This window comes from Rhizobium ruizarguesonis, assembly GCF_017357285.1.
In the GTDB taxonomy this organism is placed as follows: domain Bacteria; phylum Pseudomonadota; class Alphaproteobacteria; order Rhizobiales; family Rhizobiaceae; genus Rhizobium; species Rhizobium ruizarguesonis.
This window is the reverse complement of sequence record NZ_CP071678.1, coordinates 1,278,959-1,295,973: the sequence shown is the minus strand read 5'-3', so window position 1 is coordinate 1,295,973 and position 17,015 is coordinate 1,278,959. Positions and strand designations below refer to the sequence as shown.

General features: G+C 59.8%; 17 protein-coding genes, 1 tRNA gene and 4 pseudogenes. 10 read left to right on the top strand and 12 right to left on the bottom strand.

Annotated elements, in window-relative coordinates:
- Positions 1-33: 33 nt before the first annotated feature.
- Positions 34-1,620, top strand: coding sequence for a hypothetical protein (locus tag J3P73_RS06270; RefSeq protein ID WP_207579798.1), 1,587 nt, complete (start codon positions 34-36; stop codon positions 1,618-1,620).
- A gap of 147 nt (positions 1,621-1,767) precedes the next feature.
- On the opposite strand, the gene J3P73_RS06265 is transcribed toward J3P73_RS06270, so the two are convergent.
- Positions 1,768-2,232 carry an MAPEG family protein gene (locus tag J3P73_RS06265; RefSeq protein ID WP_020397368.1) on the bottom strand — a complete coding sequence of 155 codons (465 nt, stop codon included), beginning with the start codon at positions 2,230-2,232 and terminating at the stop codon, positions 1,768-1,770.
- 136 nt (positions 2,233-2,368) lie between these two features.
- Between J3P73_RS06265 and J3P73_RS06260 the strand changes: the two genes are divergently transcribed.
- Positions 2,369-3,040, top strand: coding sequence for a TetR/AcrR family transcriptional regulator (locus J3P73_RS06260; RefSeq protein WP_244665956.1), 672 nt, complete (start codon positions 2,369-2,371; stop codon positions 3,038-3,040).
- A gap of 3 nt (positions 3,041-3,043) precedes the next feature.
- Here J3P73_RS06260 and J3P73_RS06255 read toward each other — a convergent pair.
- Together J3P73_RS06255 and J3P73_RS06250 are read right to left on the bottom strand one after the other, a co-directional pair.
- Positions 3,044-3,340: pseudogene (locus J3P73_RS06255) on the bottom strand (DDE-type integrase/transposase/recombinase); the annotation flags it as partial.
- Complete coding sequence (locus J3P73_RS06250; RefSeq protein WP_075226015.1) at positions 3,264-3,617, bottom strand: GNAT family N-acetyltransferase; 354 nt, start codon at positions 3,615-3,617, stop codon at positions 3,264-3,266. The pseudogene J3P73_RS06255 and the gene J3P73_RS06250, both read right to left, overlap by 77 nt.
- A gap of 275 nt (positions 3,618-3,892) precedes the next feature.
- Between J3P73_RS06250 and J3P73_RS06245 the strand changes: the two genes are divergently transcribed.
- The 3 genes and pseudogenes from J3P73_RS06245 to J3P73_RS37480 all read left to right on the top strand — a co-directional run.
- Entirely contained in the window at positions 3,893-4,429 is a 537-nt protein-coding gene (locus J3P73_RS06245) for a SixA phosphatase family protein (RefSeq protein WP_018485093.1), read from the top strand.
- 179 nt (positions 4,430-4,608) lie between these two features.
- Positions 4,609-4,791: pseudogene (locus tag J3P73_RS06240) on the top strand (transposase domain-containing protein); the annotation flags it as partial.
- 205 nt (positions 4,792-4,996) lie between these two features.
- Positions 4,997-5,328, top strand: a pseudogene (locus J3P73_RS37480) (AI-2E family transporter); the annotation flags it as partial.
- 140 nt (positions 5,329-5,468) lie between these two features.
- Here J3P73_RS37480 and J3P73_RS06235 read toward each other — a convergent pair.
- Complete coding sequence (locus J3P73_RS06235) at positions 5,469-5,840, bottom strand: COG4315 family predicted lipoprotein (protein WP_018069172.1); 372 nt, start codon at positions 5,838-5,840, stop codon at positions 5,469-5,471.
- Between the two features lie 230 nt (positions 5,841-6,070).
- Here J3P73_RS06235 and J3P73_RS06230 point away from each other — a divergent pair.
- Positions 6,071-6,204: pseudogene (locus tag J3P73_RS06230) on the top strand (IS5/IS1182 family transposase); the annotation flags it as partial.
- A gap of 36 nt (positions 6,205-6,240) precedes the next feature.
- Here J3P73_RS06230 and J3P73_RS06225 read toward each other — a convergent pair.
- Positions 6,241-6,477: a hypothetical protein gene (locus J3P73_RS06225; protein WP_130762118.1), complete on the bottom strand. Its 237-nt coding sequence runs from the start codon at positions 6,475-6,477 to the stop codon at positions 6,241-6,243.
- A gap of 63 nt (positions 6,478-6,540) precedes the next feature.
- Positions 6,541-6,789 carry a hypothetical protein gene (locus J3P73_RS06220; RefSeq protein ID WP_130762117.1) on the bottom strand — a complete coding sequence of 83 codons (249 nt, stop codon included), beginning with the start codon at positions 6,787-6,789 and terminating at the stop codon, positions 6,541-6,543.
- Positions 6,790-7,008: 219 nt separating this feature from the next.
- On the opposite strand from J3P73_RS06220, the gene J3P73_RS06215 reads away from it, so the two are divergent.
- Positions 7,009-7,248, top strand: a complete 240-nt coding sequence (locus J3P73_RS06215; protein ID WP_130691510.1) for a DUF6894 family protein — start codon at positions 7,009-7,011, stop codon at positions 7,246-7,248.
- Position 7,249: 1 nt separating this feature from the next.
- Here the strand turns inward: J3P73_RS06215 and J3P73_RS06210 are convergent, their stop codons facing one another.
- The 3 genes from J3P73_RS06210 to J3P73_RS06200 all read right to left on the bottom strand — a co-directional run bounded on the left by J3P73_RS06210 (position 7,250) and on the right by J3P73_RS06200 (position 8,873).
- On the bottom strand, positions 7,250-7,975 hold the full coding sequence (locus J3P73_RS06210; RefSeq protein WP_018069168.1) for a Crp/Fnr family transcriptional regulator: 726 nt from the start codon (positions 7,973-7,975) through the stop codon (positions 7,250-7,252).
- 292 nt (positions 7,976-8,267) lie between these two features.
- The gene (locus J3P73_RS06205; protein ID WP_165417427.1) at positions 8,268-8,432 is read right to left on the bottom strand and encodes a hypothetical protein; all 165 of its coding nucleotides are present in this window, start codon (positions 8,430-8,432) and stop codon (positions 8,268-8,270) included.
- A gap of 364 nt (positions 8,433-8,796) precedes the next feature.
- Positions 8,797-8,873, bottom strand: a tRNA-Pro gene (locus J3P73_RS06200).
- Positions 8,874-9,134: 261 nt separating this feature from the next.
- On the opposite strand from J3P73_RS06200, the gene J3P73_RS06195 reads away from it, so the two are divergent.
- A complete protein-coding gene (locus tag J3P73_RS06195; protein WP_024323212.1) occupies positions 9,135-9,542 on the top strand; it encodes a hypothetical protein in 408 nt (135 codons plus the stop codon).
- 649 nt (positions 9,543-10,191) lie between these two features.
- Here the strand turns inward: J3P73_RS06195 and J3P73_RS06190 are convergent.
- The 3 genes from J3P73_RS06190 to J3P73_RS06180 form a co-directional block, all read right to left on the bottom strand.
- On the bottom strand, positions 10,192-13,587 hold the full coding sequence (locus J3P73_RS06190; protein ID WP_130664196.1) for an acyl-[ACP]--phospholipid O-acyltransferase: 3,396 nt from the start codon (positions 13,585-13,587) through the stop codon (positions 10,192-10,194).
- 93 nt (positions 13,588-13,680) lie between these two features.
- Positions 13,681-13,962, bottom strand: coding sequence for a YiaA/YiaB family inner membrane protein (locus J3P73_RS06185; RefSeq protein WP_003557239.1), 282 nt, complete (start codon positions 13,960-13,962; stop codon positions 13,681-13,683).
- Between the two features lie 65 nt (positions 13,963-14,027).
- Positions 14,028-14,714, bottom strand: a complete 687-nt coding sequence (locus J3P73_RS06180) for a PspA/IM30 family protein (protein ID WP_130664195.1) — start codon at positions 14,712-14,714, stop codon at positions 14,028-14,030.
- Positions 14,715-14,825: 111 nt separating this feature from the next.
- On the opposite strand from J3P73_RS06180, the gene J3P73_RS06175 reads away from it, so the two are divergent.
- A complete protein-coding gene (locus tag J3P73_RS06175; protein ID WP_130664194.1) occupies positions 14,826-15,431 on the top strand; it encodes a TetR/AcrR family transcriptional regulator in 606 nt (201 codons plus the stop codon).
- A 283-nt stretch (positions 15,432-15,714) separates the two neighbouring features.
- Complete coding sequence (locus tag J3P73_RS06170; protein ID WP_027689711.1) at positions 15,715-16,827, top strand: IS4 family transposase; 1,113 nt, start codon at positions 15,715-15,717, stop codon at positions 16,825-16,827.
- The last annotated feature ends 188 nt before the right edge of the window (positions 16,828-17,015 follow it).

The following is a 17,015-nucleotide window of genomic DNA, read 5'->3' as shown; positions in this document are numbered from 1 at the left end:
GATATGGTTGGCGTCCAATTTGGAGGGGGAGCTATGCTGAAAAATCCTATAGTTGGACTGGCGGTTGGCGCGCTTGTGGTTTTTGCGCCCCACGCAGGTGCGACTGCCGATCCGCTCCCCAAAGGTTTTGAGCGCCACAAGTTCAACGGATCGGTCAGACCGGAGGTCAAGGACGGCGTGACCCGGTTTGAGATATTTGACCGTCAGTGTTCCAATGTCGACTATGGAGATGGACGCGGCGAAAATGATTGTCGCAATGGCAACGTCCGCTCAACGATACGCTATACGCGAGACATGAGGGTTGGCGAAAGCGTCGAATACAAGTTTGATTTCCGGCTCGATCCGACTTTTGCCTACAAGGGCTGGCACAACAACTCCGCAAATGGCTTTTATCCCGATGGCTGGGACAGCCATTTGCGCCTCGCGTCCTGGGAAGGACCGGCAATCCACAATTTCATCTACATGCTGAAAGCCGACACGCGCAACGGCGTGAACTTTCTCGCCCGCCAGTGCCAAAAACCGGAAGATTTCGGCAAATGGGCGAGATTCTCGCTGAAAATCCGATGGGCAAACGATGAGAGCGGATGGGTTACGGCAAGCTGCGACAACAAGGTGATCTACGCCGCCGAAGGCGAAGCAACCAACCAGGCTCCGCATTGCTGGGAATCGAACGAGTGCGAGCCGCAATCAAACCGCGACCCAAAATCATTCAACTTCATTCTTGGCCCGGTGATGATGGGTTGGGGCAATGAATGGAAGAACTATGACCATCATACGTCCCAATTTGACGTGGTGCAGCCGGATGGTATCGGCATCGATGTCCGCAATGTCAGTGTGACCCGCGGTGTCGGCGACTATTCCGCCGAACAGGCAGTTTTGCTCAAGACGTTGCAGCAGCAACTGGCTCATTTGGGCTGCAAGCCGGGGAATGTCGAGGGCAAGCCTGACAAGGCAACACGGCAAGCCGCGCTCTCTTGCCGCAAGTTCGAGAGCGGTTCGCTTCCCGAAGCGCTCAACCTCACGACACTGCAAGCCTTCGCTGACGCCTATGCCAAGCCGGAGACGGCAAGTCTGCCTTCGGGCAACGCCGCGGTTGGTACCGAAGACGTTTCGTCAAAACCGAGGACCTATATCAAGCTGGGCGAAATGCTCGCCCTGACGACAGGCAAAGACACCAAGGTGAATTCCGACTTCTTTGGCAAGATCAAGGGCGCCAAGAAGGGGCAGAACGAGCTGGACTTCATCATACTGGGTCAGTTCGACTACACCGACAACAGTTTCAGCCAGCTGTCATTTGTTCTGCAAGACAAGCTCTCCAAGACCGAAGTGAATGCGGCGGCTAAGTGCGGCTATGGGACGATCAGATTTCCAGACGGCACAGATCATGTGGAGATCGGCATGCAACGTTCAGGAAACACGTTCTCGTCGCCGCCAAGAACTGACTGCCTGATGCAAGCGCTCGGCAAACGACCGGCATCGCAGGTTCCCTACCTCACCAAGGGGTTTGCCGATCTGGCTAAATCAATGGTTTCCGACGGCGGCTGGAAGAAACTCAGGCATGAAGGTTTGAAGATATTTGTCAAACGTGTTGCGGATGGTGAAATCACAGTCGGCGGCTGAGATCACAGCACAGCGCGGCACGTTCCATCGGCCGCGGCTTCTTCCCCACCGCGTGCCGGTCGGAATGATCGATGCCGAACACTGCCACGCTCCTACCTGACCGCCACTCTCACTGCCATCGTGATCGCCATTGCCGAAAAGACCAGCTTACCAAACGGCGCTCACGAACGTGCTGCCCGCCATGAAGATGATTATGAGTGAGCCGGGTGTCCACAGTGCTGCGCGAATGTCATGAATCTGGGCGGTATAGTAGGCGATGAAGTGCAGCAGGCGCGTCACGACATAGCCATAAAAAAGGAATTGCGCGAGCAGCAGTGAAGGTGCTGTCGTCACGTATAGAAGTCCCGCCACAAGGAAATAGGGTAGGTTTTCGAGATCGTTGAGCTGAATGCGGCGGATACGATCAACGCGCTCGTTGGGAGCCAACTGGCTGTCATGCGGCCGTGGATTGGCCATCGTCTTTTTCATATCCTCGGGATTTCGGAAACCGCCATTTTCAGCGGTCATGCGGATAACAGTCAGCCACGACATCGCGACGCCCTTCAGAACCATCAATGCGGCCGCGATGGCATATGCCGCGAAGACAGGATTGGTCAGGCTCAAATGGTCCATGTGAAAATACCCCATCCCGTTTGGCAAGAAAATTAACTGCGGTACTCTTTTTAGACCAACGGTCTTAAAAGTCAATATATGGACGAATCTATTTGCCGCTGGTATATCTTACAGATCACCTCGATCGGAGTAACTTGTGCCAAGCAGTCAACAGAGCCGTACCGCCGAAGACAAAGCTGCCAGCCGGTTGGCTCGCCAGCAACGCCGCCGTGAGAGATCGCGCGAGGAAATCCTCGATGCAGCACGAAAAGTGCTGCTGAAGAGTGGTGTTGCGGCGATGACGCTTGAAGCCGTCGCCAGCGAGGCGGGCATCTCGAAGACGGGGCTGTACTACTATTTCAGCTCCAAGGACGCTCTTGTCTTTGAACTTGTGTTCAGCACACTCGAAGGCCATGCACAGGCGGTGCAATCCGCGGTCGCGACTGTTGAGACCGGAGGCGAGGCGCTCGGTGCGATCATGCGTGAAACGGTCCATGCCTACGCTCCGAAAATGGACGACTTCCGTCTTGCCTTCATGTTCGGCCAGGTTGCGGGGTCGGCAGGCGTTCAATGGTCGCCCGATCAGTTCGCCCGCATCCGCCCTCTCAACGCGATGATCTTCAGCGGAGCGGCCGCACTGATCGAAAAAAGGCAAACCGGCGGCGGGAACATCGAACCGAGGCTGCTCGCCTTCCTTGCCTATCTCTCTGCGCTTGGTCTGCTCACGATGAAGGGAATGGTCGAAGCGCAGGGTGATCCGTTGATCTACAGTGACGAACGGCTGATCGACGGCTTCACTCAACTATTCGCAGCCGTCGACCGCAGCTGATACATCGACACGGATCGATGCTGGATACCCGACCTGCCGGCATACCCGCTCAAGCGTCTGTACCACGTCTTCGCCTTTATAGCTGAAGCGAGCGTCGACTGCCGGCGAGAAGCGAGAGAAGGTATCGACGACCGTCAAAACCCTGATCTTGCGGCCGGTAGCCAACTGGTCGTGAACGAAATCCATGGCCCAGATATGGTTTGAATGGGTCGGTTCCGTGCGGTCAGCCCGCAGCTTCGCTTTGACCCGTCGCTTGGGAACCTTGTTGCGGAGCTGGAGGTCCATCTCCTTGTAAAGGCGATAGATTCGCACCGAATCGGCGAGCCCGTTCAAGGACGTCCAACGCGATCTTCTTGCCGATGCCCCGACCTTGGTGGCCTGGGGCCACGGCAATCGACCGGAGCAGGATATCGCGGCCCGCCGGTTCAAAACCGCCGGAACCGCAGACCGATCCGTTCTCGGCGGCAATGAAGAATATCCGCCCGACCCCTTGAAGATCGTCGGTGGGCAGGCCTGCGCCATCTAGCAAGGCCTTGAGGGCGGGGTCGGTTCCGCGGACCGGTTCGATCTCGATCATTGGAGCTTCTCCGGATCTCGAGGAGCGCAGCAACCCTCGGCCGTGCAAACGGGAGCGCCTATTTCATGGTGGGCCGCACGGCAGTCCTGCATCAGAAAGATTGACCATCGCAACGCCGAAATCCGCGGAATGTTCAAGTTTCGCAAATGTAGGACGAAACAACTGGACCTGCCAGTGGCACCAGCCTAGTTTGCGAGCTGTATCGGAGGCAGTTCCTGCTCCAGGAGTCAACACGAAACGAAGCTCTAGCCGACGACATTCGGCCTCGCGATAAAATGACGCTGAACCCCATGCTGCCGAAACACCGCCTCATCCTTCTGCGCCACGCCAAATCCGCCTGGCCTGACGGTGTGGCCGACCGTGAACGGCCATTGGCGGATCGCGGGCGCAAGGCAGCACGCGTCATCGGCACCTATATGGTGCGTGAAAAGCTGATCCCCGATCTCGCCCTCGTCTCGCCGGCCCGCCGGGCGAAGGAAACCTGGAAGCTCGTCCGCGGGGCCCTTTCGAAAAAGGTCTCCGAACGCGAGGCGGCGGATATCTATGAGGTGTCGGCCGAGCGCATCCTGGATGTGATCCGGGCCGTCGAACCTGGCATCCGCACGCTGCTCATCGTCGGCCACAATCCCGGCATGGAGAATGCAGCCTCGCTTATCGTGGCGGACGGTGATGCCGATGCCGTGGGACGCATGCAGGAGAAGTTCCCGACGGCGGGACTCGGCGTCATCGACCTCGATCTTGACGGATGGGGCGAGATTGCGGCCGGCACCGGTTATCTCGAACGGTTCGTAACCCCGCGATCCTTGGGATAATAAGGGCACTTTCCAGGTTGAATTTGGTGGACATGGTGCACGGCCCTGATTCTGCCCCACGCCGGTCCGAACCGGCCGTTTACGGCAGAATGGTTCCACAACACCGAATTGGTCGGAGAAGTCGTTCTCGTCAATGAAGCCGAAAATGGCCAACACCCTCTTTTTCAACGACGTTGCCCAAGCTCAACGATGTCGAGCCACTGGCCTATCTCTCAGACGTCATCACCAAGATCGTCAACGGGCATCCAAATAGCCAGATCGATGACCTGCTGCCTTGGGCCTATGCCGCAATGCACGAACTCAAAGCCGTGCCTGAAAACAGCGCTTACGATACATCGACATATGGGATTGTCCGTTTCTAACGCGAAGTGCGCGTTGCGATTGCTACGCGTTGGCTCAATGATGTCCCGCCCTGCATGATCTTATGACGCAATTTCCGTCAGATTTGATGACAATGTGGCCCCCGGCATTGGCGTCGGTAAGCCGCGCCGGATGTCATCGAAGAGATTCGACCCGGACCCGGAGCCGATATTCATCTAGGGTCAGGACCTATTAATCTGGCATCAACTGTGGGGACCAGTTGCCCTTTGGCTGCTCCTGCAAGGATCAGTAGGATGGGGCATCCTCATCGCGATCTGGGGCTTGCTTCCCGTCAGCAGCATTGACAATTTCCTTCGACCGTATCTGCTTAACCAAAACAGCAGCCTGTGCTTCTCGGCCTGTTTGGACTTATTGGCGGTGTCTTGGCGTTCGGCCTGATTGGGCTTTTTCTCGGGCCGACCTTGTTGGCGGTTGCCTACAACCTTTTTCTCGAGTGGGCTGCAGCGCAAACTAAAGACCGCATACAATCTGCGTCCCCGATCCCTGCTTCTGACCAGCATTTGGAATCTAGTAGATGATGTCGCAAGGAATGGTGCAGCATTCGGCGGAGGCCGGGTTTGTCGGCGAAAGCCGTAGAGTAGGGATATGTAGTTCCAGAGGTCGGTCTTGCGGTTCAAGGCGATCCGACGACCGCCCGTTCAAACGGTCGCCGGTTCAGCTATTTGGCCGCGTGCCAAACTCCCCCAACGCCATCGCCGTTGGCTTCACCGGCTTTCTTATCCTCGACATAGGTGTAGAGCGGCTTGCCCTCGTAGGCCCACATCTCTTTGCCATCCGCAGCTTTGACTAGAGTCCATTCGCCTTCTGCCTTGGCCTTGGCTCCGGCGTGGAACGCCGGCCACTTCTTCAGGCAATCCTTATCGCAGTTGGATTTGCCTTTTGTATCCTTGTCGAAGGTGTAAAGGACCATGCCCTTTTCAGTAGCCAGGACCTTGCCCATTTTCGTGTCCACCGTCTTGGCAGGCTCGGCCGCAAAAGCAGACCCGGCTAAAGCAGTTAACGCACCTATCGCGATCAATATCGTTCTCATGATTTTTCTCCCATTCGGCAGTGCCGGCGGAATGCCAGCAGTACCCGATCTAACTGACAAAAACGCCCAACTATGAAAGCAGTTCCGTCCACGGGGGGACGAACACGACAGGCCAGCAATGGTTATAACGTCCGCGAAGCGCCTATGACGGTTGTTAGCGGCAAAGTCTTGCCGTTGAGCCTGCTCGTGATAGCCGGTGACAAACATGCAGCCCAACAGGCGCTGTGCTCTACAAGCAACGTCACAAGATCGAAAACATGTTCGGAAAACTCAAAGACTGGCGTCGTATTCACACTCGATACGCTGCGCCCGCACCTTTTTCTCAAGCATATGCATAGCAGCGGCCGTCATCTTCTGGCTCTGATTAGTGAGTCCTGACCCTAGAGGCACTCATTGCTCGTCAGCTGGCGCCGGAGGTTTCCGCGTCCATCTGACCGGCCCGGGGGCCGAGGCGCTCCGTCATGTTGTGGAGGAGCGTGTCTCGGGCGGAGTTCTGAACGAGATCGATGGCAAGGGTCAGGGCGCGGTGGCCTTCGTTGCTATCGATGTCACAGTGGTTCCTTGTACACCACTGCTGAACCGCAGTGATGACGAGTTCGATGTCTTGATCGGACAATGTAATGAGGGATTGAAGCATTTCGATGCCTCCAAAATCCGATAGGAGCGCCCAGGGTCATGCCAAACGATGAGACCGATATCGCTAGTGATGAGCAGCAGACGTCGTCGCGTTGATCTTCAGCGAATGGGGGCTGTCAAACCTGGTGATCAGCAGCGTAGCCAGTTCCTCCGGCGTCCTGTGCCCTTGGCTATAAAGATCCATAGCCGCGCTGCAGAGCAATTGCGTTGCTCGTTCCGTCGGCGTGACGTGATTGTGCTGGTACCAGGTCCGAACAGCCTCCGAAAGCACGTTCACGTCTTTCGTCTGGAGCGAGAGATTGAAATCGATCATATCATCCTCCTACGCGTCGCCGCTCCGGGTTAGTCTTGAGTTGAAGCCCACATTAAAACTTAATCCAATGACTTCTCGATGCCAACTATCAGTGCGATTGCGCACAGTGGCCGCAGGGGCATCGGCACGGACGACCAAAGCATGCCCGATGCTGTTGATCTGAACGCTGCGGAACGGCAAAATAAATGACTTATCCTGCCGGGCTTTGAAGGATTTCGAATGCCACGCTTCTACTTCAACATTCTGTCTGAAGCAGGATCGCTCGACGACTGGGAAGGAACCGAGCTTGCTGATTTGGATGCCGCTCGCATTGAAGCGGTGCGTGATGCTCGCGCATTGATGAGCAGTGCCGTGATGCTTGGATATGACATTGCGTCAAGAAGCGTCGAGATCAGAAACGAAACAGGCGATATCCTGCTCGTGATGCCCTTTTCGGAAGCGGTTAAGCGAGTGGGCTAATCTACCTGGCGCAGTGCGGAAGACCCAGCACCTTTTCGTATTCGCGCTCCGGCACTCCATAGCAGCCACCGGCAATTTCGATCAATTTTTCCCTGTCCAGAATTCGCACGTTTCCGCGGGTCGATCGGATCGCGTGGACGCCCTCAAGGACGTGTAGTTCGTTGGTGACGCCCGAACGCCGGACACCCAGCATCAATGCCAGAAATTCATGGGTAATTGCCAGGTTGTTGCCTTCAAGGCGGTCGTGACACATCAGGATCCACCGAGCCAACCGTTCATGCATATTGTAGCGGGCGTTCGCAAGCGCCGAATGGGCGAGCTGCAGCACGGTTGTGTGAACATAGCGAAGGAAGAAATCCTTCATCTCGGGATCATCGGCGAGCGCGCGCTGAAACGTCTCCATCGGCACCATAATTCCCGACCCTGCGACTTGCATGAACGTGCGCGTGGGAGTGGTCTCTACTGCCAGGACGACGTGCATGCCGGATGCGCCTTCGGGCCCGATGTGGCCAATTTCCACCACCTCTTCGTCGGTGCTGCTGACAACCATGGATCCCAAGCCTCTTTCCAAGAAGCAGACATGCGTGGTTGGGACGTCGCTAGCAACAAGAACGTGCCTTAATGGAAGGTCGACGCGCTCCATCTCTCCCGAGAGGCGTGCGAAGCCGTCTACGCTCAACAATTTCAGTAGAGTGTTCTCGACGGTCGATTGGTCGAAGTGGTGCATAGCAGCTCCGCGTGGGGAGCTTGGATGTCAAGCCAAACGCCTGTGGGTATGGTGAAAGCTACGGGACGGCCAAAGATTTGGCTATAGGTCCCGCGAAAGTGTGCGTTTATGACAAAACCGCACATAAGCTACTGAAGTTGTTGATGATCAGCGACGATAGACCGGCAACGATGTTCGGTGTCGACCAAGAGACCTTAGCACATTTTGCCTCGGCATACGCGCTCATTGCGAAAGGACGAGCGATTCACAATACAAATATCTGCCTTTTATGGATTGTAGATATAAGTCGCAATCAACCTTGCCAGCCAAGTCGGCGGCAATGCGCTTCGGCGGTAAGGACGGCCGCCTTTCGGTCGGCATAGGGACCTGGCAGATAGATCGTGACTCCGCGGAAACTGACGATCACCGCCTTTGTCACGCTATCGAAGACGATAGCCATATCCGGCTCGTAGGCCATTTGTTTTCCTGACGGCGCTTACCCCATCGAGATGTGCTCTTATTCGAATGAAACAAGGTGCCGACATCAATCCTTCGAGCGCGGGGCGCTTGGTGCGGAACCGCACAGGAACTTTTCCGACTATCTATGGGTTAGGTCGCAAGGATCGCGCAGGTGCCCCCTCGTGACGGGGCCGTACGCCACCCCTTGCAGTGCGATCCGCCCGTTCCCAAATTGCCCCGTTTCGGCGGGGCTCCCTTTTGATCCACAGCGCGCAAGGCGCGAAAGGCCGGTCAGGGATCGCATGAATCAAACGGTGAAATCCGGGGGAATTTGGGCTGAGATCAGCAGAAACGAAAAACCCCGCCGGAGCGGGGTTTCTAGCTGGTCGGAGTGGAGTGATTCGAACACTCGACCCCCACGTCCCGAACGTGGTGCGCTACCAGACTGCGCTACACTCCGTGACCAGCGGCGCTTCTATAGAACAGCCTATCTGGTTGCACAAGCACCAAATTCCAAAAAGCCGGCGGAATTTTTGACGGGGTTGTGACAGGTTCGGGCGGCGGCGGCGGCTGCAAAAAGCCACACCTCCCGCAAATCGAACGGAAGTCTCAAAGGAGCAATTTTCTTTTGCGAGGTTCCGCGCTAAAGGGCAGACGGGACAGGCGAAACCGCTGCGACGGCGGCTTCGCAGCCAATGCGCTTGAGATCAGGGACGACACGATGAATTTCCGCACCATGACCGCGGCCGGGCTTGCCATTGCGCTTGCCGGATGCACGACCATTCCTTCCGCCGGCAATCCGATCGAGGCCCGCTGGGTCGGCAAATCGGCCGGCATCTTCTTTGCCGCCTACGGGCCGCCGATCAGCGACAGCGAGCAAGGCTCGACCACCGTCTATACCTGGCGCGGTGGCTACAAGACCGTGCGCATTCCGGCGAAATATGCCGAAGGCGCCGACGGTAAGCGCGGCAAGCAGATTTCGTCTGCCCGCACCGCCTATCTGCGCTGCCAGGCCGAAATCACCACCAGCTCCGACTACACGATCCGCGACATCCGCACCGTCGCCGACATCCCCGGCGTCAACGGTCCGTCCTATTGCGCCGAGTTTTTGGCGCCCGAACAGAAGTAACGGACGGTTTGTCCGAAATGCATAACAGGCGGCCGGGTGCCACCTGTTATGCTGACGACGTCGACAAATTCACGCTTGGGGCCGCCCCTCATCCGGCTGCCGCCACCTTTGCCGGGGTCGAGCCACTGGTCTCGACCCGTCCTTCGGACCCCCGCCTGCGGGGCGAAGGGACCATGCCGCGACCTCTCGATTCCCTCTTCTCCCCTCGGGGAGAAGGTGCCCGTAGGGCGGATGAGGGGGCTGGCCACGCCGGTCTTTCCAACCATGTGAGTTCCACAGCGCTCGCGTCGTCTCAGTCGCCGGATAGGTTGTTACGAGAGGGGTGTGCCGTGTGGCCCCCTCATCCGCCTGCCGGCACCTTCTCCCCGAGGGGAGAAGGGGTTTTGCCGCAAGCCCTCCGTTCCCCGCTGCCTCTCGCTGCCGGAACAGCCACGGCGATGCCTGGCACCCCCCTCTGCCCTGCCGGGCATCTCCCCCACAGGTGGGGAGATTGGCTGGGCTCACGGGCTTCCCCAAACAATCGACGTTTCAGCCCGGCGACACGGTAAGTGGGCAGGAAGAGCGCGCCACTTGTGATCTCCCCACCTGTGGGGGAGATGCCCGGCAGGGCAGAGGGGGGTGCCGCACGAAACCCCGAACCTACGCCCGCTTACGCCGCCTGCTCCCCCTGCACCGCACTTTCCGCCAGCTTGCGCGCCGCGACGAAATCCACCTTGCCGGAGCCGAGCACCGGCACCTTGCCGATATTGACCTCGGCCGGGACCATCATGTCCATGGCGCCCTTGGATTTGGCGAAGGCGAGGAATTCGGCGCGGGTGGCGGTGGGGGCGTCGGTCAGGAGCACCAGGCGCTCGCCCTTCTTGGCGTCGGGCAGCGAGGAGACGACCGAGAGGGCACCGGGCCAGAGTTCGGCGGCCAGCGTCTCGACGGCGGCGAGCGAGATCATTTCGCCGCCGATCTTGGCGAAGCGTTTGGCGCGGCCGCGGATCTTGACGAAGCCGTCCTCGTCGATGGTGACGATGTCGCCGGTGTCGTGCCAGCCGTCGACGAGCGGCTCGAGCACGCCGGGCTTTTCGGCGCGCAGGTACCCTGCCATGACATTGGCGCCGCGCACATGCAGCCGGCCGCCCTCATCGATGCCGGGCACCGGTTCGAGCTTCCATTCCATGCCGGGCAGGATTTTGCCGACCGTGCCCGACTTGTTGTACATCGGCGTGTTGATGGAAATCACCGGCGCGGTCTCGGTGACGCCATAACCTTCGAGGATGCGCAGGCCGAATTTTTCCATATAGGTCTGGCGGGTCGAGGCCTTCACCGGCTCGGCGCCTGAGAAGATATAGCGGATCGAACGGAAGTCATAGGGATGGGCCGTCCTCGAATAGCCGTTGAGGAAGGTATCGGTGCCGAAGATGATCGTGGCGTTGGAGACATAGATCAGTTCCGGCACGATGCGGTAATGCAGCGGCGACGGATAGAAATAAACCGGCACGCCCGAGATCAGCGGCAGCACGGTGCCGGCCGTCAGCCCGAAAGAATGGAACACCGGCAGGATGTTGAACACCTTGTCGCCGCTGTGGAAATCGATGCGGGCAGCGGCCTGGGCGGCGTTCGACAGGATGTTGCGGTGGGTGAGCACCACGCCCTTCGGCGTGCCCTCGGAGCCCGAGGTGAAAAGGATGACCGCCGGATCATCCGGCTGGCGCTTCGTGAGCGGCCGCGCCTTGCGGAGAAGCCCAAGGATCTTGTCCTTGAGTGAGATTTCGGCCCTGAGATCATCGAGCCAGACGATCGTCACCTGCTTTTCCATCTCGGCGATCACCGGCCCGAGTTTCGCCTGGGTGACGAAGGCGCGCGAGGTCAGCACATGTTTGACTTGCGCCGCCTTGCAGGCGGAGAGGATATTGGCGGCACCAGCGGTGAAGTTCAGCATCGCCGGCACCTTGCCCGCGCTCATCACGCCGAGAAGCGTGGCGGCGGCGCCATTGGCATTCGGCAGCATGACGCCGAGATTGGTTTCCGGAAACATGGTGCGGAATTTGGCGCCGAGCACGGCAGCCCCGGTGAGCAGTTTGCCATAGGTCAGCCGGCCGGTGACCGGATCTTCGACGGCAAGTTTCTTCATGCCGAATTCGTGGCCGGCCTGAATGACGCGATCGAGCACGGTGGACGAGGTATCGGCGGTCTGGAACAGCAGGTTCGACATCACCTGATAAAGGGCAGCACCCGCCGCCGTGCGGCGTTTGCGGCCTTTCAGCTCTGGCGGCACTTCGAGCTTCACCGGCTCGAGAATGGTGACCTTGACCTTGGGGAACAGCCGGCGGCGGATCTTGCCGTTGTCGAGATAGGAGAGATAGCTCTTCTCCAGCCCATCGATCTTCACCGGCACGACCATCGAGCCGGTCTTGTCGGCGACCATGGCGGCGCCATCATAGACCTTCATCAGCGTGCCGGTCACCGTCAGGCGGCCCTCGGGGAAGATGCCGATCGGGTTGCCGTCCTGCACCACCTTGATCAGCGAACGCGTCGCCATCGGCTTTGTCGGGTCGAGCGGCAGGAATTTGCACATCTTCAGGAAGGGCCGCACCCACCAGGCCTGGGCGATCTTGTAATCGACGGCAAAGGTCGGCTCTTCCTCGGTGATGGCAAGTGCCAGGGCGCCGTCGAGCAGGCTGACATGGTTGAGCGCGATGATCGGCGCGCGGCCGGCCTTCTTGATATTTTCGAGCCCCTCGACCTCGAGGCGCATGAAGGCGCGGAACATGATCGAGATGAAATCGCGGAAGGGATTGGTCGGCAGCGTCTTCAGCATCAGCCAGGCGACGGCAAAATTGATGATGCCGAGGCCGATCAGAATCTGCGGAATGGAGGCGCCCATCGCCTGGACGGCGGCGACGAGGCCGAGGCCGACAGTGATGAACAGGGCCGAGAGCACATTGGCGGCGCCGATGACGCGGGCGCGGCGGTCCTCATGCGCCCAGGTCTGCAGGGCGGCGAAGGTCGGCACGGCGATGAAGGCGCCTGATATGGCCATGCCGGCGAGATCGATGGCGACGCGGATGGTATTCTGGCCAGCGAAAAAACCGGCGATCGTCGTCGCATGGCTTGTGGAAGCCAAGCCCCAGAGGTTCCAGGCGAGATCGAGGCTGAAGAGGCCAAGCAGCGCCGTGCCGACAGGGGCCGGCAGCAGCACGATGCGGCCGGATGACATCCAGGCGGCAATGGCCGAACCGACGGCGACGGCGATGGCAAAGACGGTGAGATAAGCCGGCACGACGAGCTCGGAGCCGCCGAGCAGTTCGGTCACCATGGTCGGCAGGATGGAGAGAACGAAGGCGCCGACCAGCCAGAACCAGCAGTTCATCAGCGCCGAACGCCACAGGCGCTTATCGGCGCGGATTTCCATGACCAGGGTGTAGCTGGAGCGGATGACATTGCGGTCGATTTCCAGATCCGGCGCCTTGGAGCCGGTGGGCGGGATCATCCGGCTGGCCAGCCAGCAGAGCACCGAAAGCCCCATCATCATCGTGCCGAAGATCAGCACATTGTCGCCGCCGGAGAAGGCGAAGGCGGCGATGATCGTGCCGGCGAGGATGGCGATGAAGGTGCCGCCCTCGATCCAGGCATTGGCCTTCGGCAGGTCGCGGCGTTCGAGATGATCGGGCAGGATGCCGTATTTGATCGGCCCGAACAGGGCCGAGACGATGCCGAAGCCGAACAGCGCCGCCATCAGCACGAAGATGGAAGAGAAGGCCAGACCGATAACGGCAAGGGCGGCGACCGCGATCTCGCAGCGTTTCAGCAGCTCGGCAATTTTCGCCTTATCATGCTTGTCGGCGAGTTCGCCGCCGAGTGCGGAGAGCAGCAGAAAGGGCACGATGAGGATGACGCCGGCAAGCGTCACCAGGGCGGCGCCTTCACTCGCCGACATCTTGAAGAGAATGAGGAACACCAGGGTGTTCTTGAGGAAATTGTCGTTGAAGGCCGTCAGGAACTGGGTCCAGAACAGCGGCGCGAATTTCCTGGAGGTCATCAGATTCTGTTGCACGGGCTCGTTCCTCTTTCGACTGGCAGAGAAGGCCACAGAGTTGTTACGCAAAAGTTGAATGCGGTAACAACTCTGCGCTGTGGTTAACCAAGATCAATCTTCATCGTTACGATTGAACTTGACCAGGAGTTTCTCGGTGCGGGCATCCTCGACCTTGCGGATCAGCTTCTCGGATTCGGCATTGTCGCGCAGCGTCTTGGTGATATTCACCGTGGTCTGCACCAGCATCAGAATGCCCATGGCGAGATAGCCTTTGCCCCAGAGATCGAGCGGCATCATATAGAGGCCAAGCGCCAGCATGAAGGCGGCCGAGCCGAAGGAGATGTAGGAGAAGCTGACCCAGCTGGAAGAATGTTTCTGGAAACTGTCGTTCATATCAGTGGTCCCTATGGTTCGATGGATGGATGGATGGATGGTTGGATGGTTGGATGGATGCTATTTCAGGCAGCGGGCTTGATGCGGCTCTTCAGCCGCGCCAGCACATCATCGGCGGATGAGCGCAGCGGCGCGCCGAAGCCGGCATTGGCAAGCTTCTCGATGATGCCGGCCGGGCGGATGGCGCCTTCCATGTCCTTCAGGGCGGCGGCCGTCAGCTCATTCTGGCTCTGGCGCAGGCGAAGGCGGGCCAGCGTCTCTTCGGCATCGTCGAGCGTGGCAAAGCCTGGGCCGGCGACTGCGACATCGAGCTTCTGCGCCTCTTGCGTGGCACGCGCCAGCCGCTCGCCGCGCTGCAGCTCCTGCAGCCGCGCCTCGGAGGCACGGACGATGCCCTTCAGCTTGTCGATCGCGCTGGTGAACTGGCCCTGCGCCTTCTCGGACGCATCGCGCTCGGCTTCGAGATAGGCGATCGCCTCGGCCGCCTCGCGGGCCAGCCCCTCATTGCCCTTCGCCAAGGCGGCGGAGGCACGGATTTCGAGATCGGCGATGCGGGCAACGATCGTTGCATGCTGACCCTTCTCCTGCTCGTTCTGGGCGATGGCGACCGCCACACTGCGCCGCGCCGACTGGATCGACTGGGCGGCATCGCGGATCTGCTGGGAAAGCAGCGGCACGGCGTGATGATCGGCGAAAGCCTGCTCGGCATCATGCGCCCTGCCCCGCAACAAAATGGAAATCAGTTTGAACATTTCCTTCCTCCGGTTTATGAACGTTGTTCACGAGAGGTGTTATGCCAGAATCATGAACGTCGTTCAAGATAAATTTTGAACGACGTTCAAAAAATCGAAGTGGAATGGTGAATGGCCGGTAGGCGAGAAGAAAAACGCGAAGACCTGAAGGCCCGGCTGATCGAGGCGGCGCGCGAGCGGATCGCCAGAGACGGGCTGGCAAACCTCCGGGCCCGCGACATCACCCAGGATGCCGGCTGCGCGCTCGGCGGCCTCTACACGGTCTTTTCAGACCTCGCCGAGCTCGTCATCCACGTCAACTCCGCGACGCTGAAGGCGCTGGAGGCGAGGCTCACCCTGCCCGAGGCCAAAGACCGGCCGCCGACCGACCGGCTGCGCAACCTGGCGCAGGGATACTTGAGCTTCGCCGTCGAGCACCGGAACCTCTGGAAGGCGCTGTTCGAGCACTTCCCGCCGGAATCGAGCCCGACGCCGCAATGGCATCTTAACGAGCACCTCTTCCTGATGGACGTGATCGCCGAACCGCTGGCCGAACTGCAACCCGACATGCCCCCCGAAGACCGCGCCATCCGCGCCCGCACGCTGTTCGGCGCCGTCCACGGCGTCGTCAGCATCAGCCTCGAGGGCCGCTTCGTCGGCCTGCCGCTGGAGCGGCTGGCGCGGGAGGTGGATGAGCTGGTGCAGACGATTGCGGCGGGGGCGGAGCGGCGGCGGTAGAGGGCGTGGGTTGGCGTTTTGATCACCCAACATCCGGCCCAAGAGATCGGCGAGACCAGCCCCTCATCCGGCTGCCGCCACTGCCAGGGTCGAACCACACGTCTCGACCCGTCCTTCGGACCCCCGTAAACGGGGCGAAGGGAGATGCCGCGCCGGCTTCCTCCATCTCTACCCTCCGTTTGGCACGTCCCCTCTCCCCGTTTTTTTACGGGGAGAGGGTTAGGGTCATATGCGCTAGGTTTAGCCCTGGACATAAGGAATCTGGTTGTGATTCAAGCTTTGGATGAAGATTCGTCCTGAGATTTTGGATCATTGGCCGGAAGTGCGCGAGCGGCTTCCGGCGGATTTTGACTTGGAAGCAACGGCGCGGTTGCGTGGTGCTTTTACGCGGGTGCGGGAAATCAAGAATGCCGAGACGCTGTTGCGGCTGGCGCTTGCCTATGGCGGCCTTGGCATGTCGCTACGCGAGACCTGTGCATGGGCCGAAGTGGGCGGAATCGCCCGTTTGTCAGACCCATCGCTGCTCGAGCGGCTGTGCAAAGCGGCGCCTTGGCTTGGCGACATCGTGGCCGCGCTGATTGCCGAACAGGCCAAAGCGCCGGCGGGGCGCTTCGCGGGGTATCGCTTGCGTGTGCTCGATGGAACGTCGATCTGCCATCCGGGCGCTGACCGCACGACATGGCGGTTGCATGTCGGCTACGACCTGGCAACGGCTCAGGTCGATCAGCTTGAGTTGACCGACATCCATGGTGGCGAAAACCTTCAGCGCCTTACCTACGCACCCGGCGATATTGTGCTGGCCGATCGCTACTATGCAAGGCCGCGCGACCTGCGGCCGGTGATCGACGCCGGTGCGGACTTCATCGTGCGGACCGGCTGGAACTCGTTGCGCCTGTTGCAGACGAATGGCGAGCCCTTTGATCTGTTTGCCGCGCTCGCCGCTCAGCAAGAGCAGGAAGGCGAGGTGCAGGTTCGTGTCCACGAAGGCATGACGGGGACGCCGCCGCCACTGGTCCTGCGCCTCATTGTCCGGCGCAAGGATCCGCAACAGGCCCAAGCCGAGCAGGAGCGTCTACTCAAGGACGCCCGCAAGCGCGGCAAAAAGCCCGATCCGCGCAGTCTCGAGGCGGCGAAGTACATTCTGCTGCTGACCTCGCTGCCGACCGCCACCTTTGCACCGGCCGACATCCTCACCCTCTATCGCTTCCGCTGGCAAATCGAGCTGGCGTTCAAACGGTTCAAGAGCCTGGCCGGCCTCGACAGCTTGCCGGCCAAGAAGCCTGAACTGGCCCGGGCATGGCTCTACGCCAGACTGATCGTTGCCATCATCGCCGAACAGATTGCCGGGCAAGTCCCGGACTCTCCCCCCTCTGGATGCGGCTACCCCACGGGCTAGCCCATCGCGCTGGCGTCTCATGAAGATAGCCCTGGCCACCATTTGCGCCGCCATCCGCGGACCACTTCTGTGGCAGGCCGTCTGTAATCTCTTCACACGAAGTCGTCGCCACCTCTGCGAGCCGCCGCGACGACGCCGAAAACAATGCGACGATCTCCGCGCCCGCCTAACCTAGCGCATATGAGGGT

Excerpts from the sequence above, each read along its gene's own strand:
- J3P73_RS06270 (WP_207579798.1), top strand. The coding sequence starts at position 34 with ATGCTGAAAAATCCTATAGTTGGACTGGCGGTTGGCGCGCTTGTGGTT.
- J3P73_RS06210 (WP_018069168.1), bottom strand. The coding sequence starts at position 7,975 with ATGCACCACTTCGACCAATCGACCGTCGAGAACACTCTACTGAAATTG.
- J3P73_RS06250 (WP_075226015.1), bottom strand. The coding sequence starts at position 3,617 with ATGATCGAGATCGAACCGGTCCGCGGAACCGACCCCGCCCTCAAGGCC.
- J3P73_RS06170 (WP_027689711.1), top strand. The coding sequence starts at position 15,715 with ATGAAGATTCGTCCTGAGATTTTGGATCATTGGCCGGAAGTGCGCGAG.
- J3P73_RS06225 (WP_130762118.1), bottom strand. The coding sequence starts at position 6,477 with ATGCTTCAATCCCTCATTACATTGTCCGATCAAGACATCGAACTCGTC.
- J3P73_RS06195 (WP_024323212.1), top strand. The coding sequence starts at position 9,135 with ATGAATTTCCGCACCATGACCGCGGCCGGGCTTGCCATTGCGCTTGCC.
- J3P73_RS06185 (WP_003557239.1), bottom strand. The coding sequence starts at position 13,962 with ATGAACGACAGTTTCCAGAAACATTCTTCCAGCTGGGTCAGCTTCTCC.
- J3P73_RS06235 (WP_018069172.1), bottom strand. The coding sequence starts at position 5,840 with ATGAGAACGATATTGATCGCGATAGGTGCGTTAACTGCTTTAGCCGGG.
- J3P73_RS06265 (WP_020397368.1), bottom strand. The coding sequence starts at position 2,232 with ATGGACCATTTGAGCCTGACCAATCCTGTCTTCGCGGCATATGCCATC.
- J3P73_RS06220 (WP_130762117.1), bottom strand. The coding sequence starts at position 6,789 with ATGATCGATTTCAATCTCTCGCTCCAGACGAAAGACGTGAACGTGCTT.
- J3P73_RS06180 (WP_130664195.1), bottom strand. The coding sequence starts at position 14,714 with ATGTTCAAACTGATTTCCATTTTGTTGCGGGGCAGGGCGCATGATGCC.
- J3P73_RS06215 (WP_130691510.1), top strand. The coding sequence starts at position 7,009 with ATGCCACGCTTCTACTTCAACATTCTGTCTGAAGCAGGATCGCTCGAC.
- J3P73_RS06245 (WP_018485093.1), top strand. The coding sequence starts at position 3,893 with ATGACGCTGAACCCCATGCTGCCGAAACACCGCCTCATCCTTCTGCGC.
- J3P73_RS06205 (WP_165417427.1), bottom strand. The coding sequence starts at position 8,432 with ATGGCCTACGAGCCGGATATGGCTATCGTCTTCGATAGCGTGACAAAG.
- J3P73_RS06175 (WP_130664194.1), top strand. The coding sequence starts at position 14,826 with ATGGCCGGTAGGCGAGAAGAAAAACGCGAAGACCTGAAGGCCCGGCTG.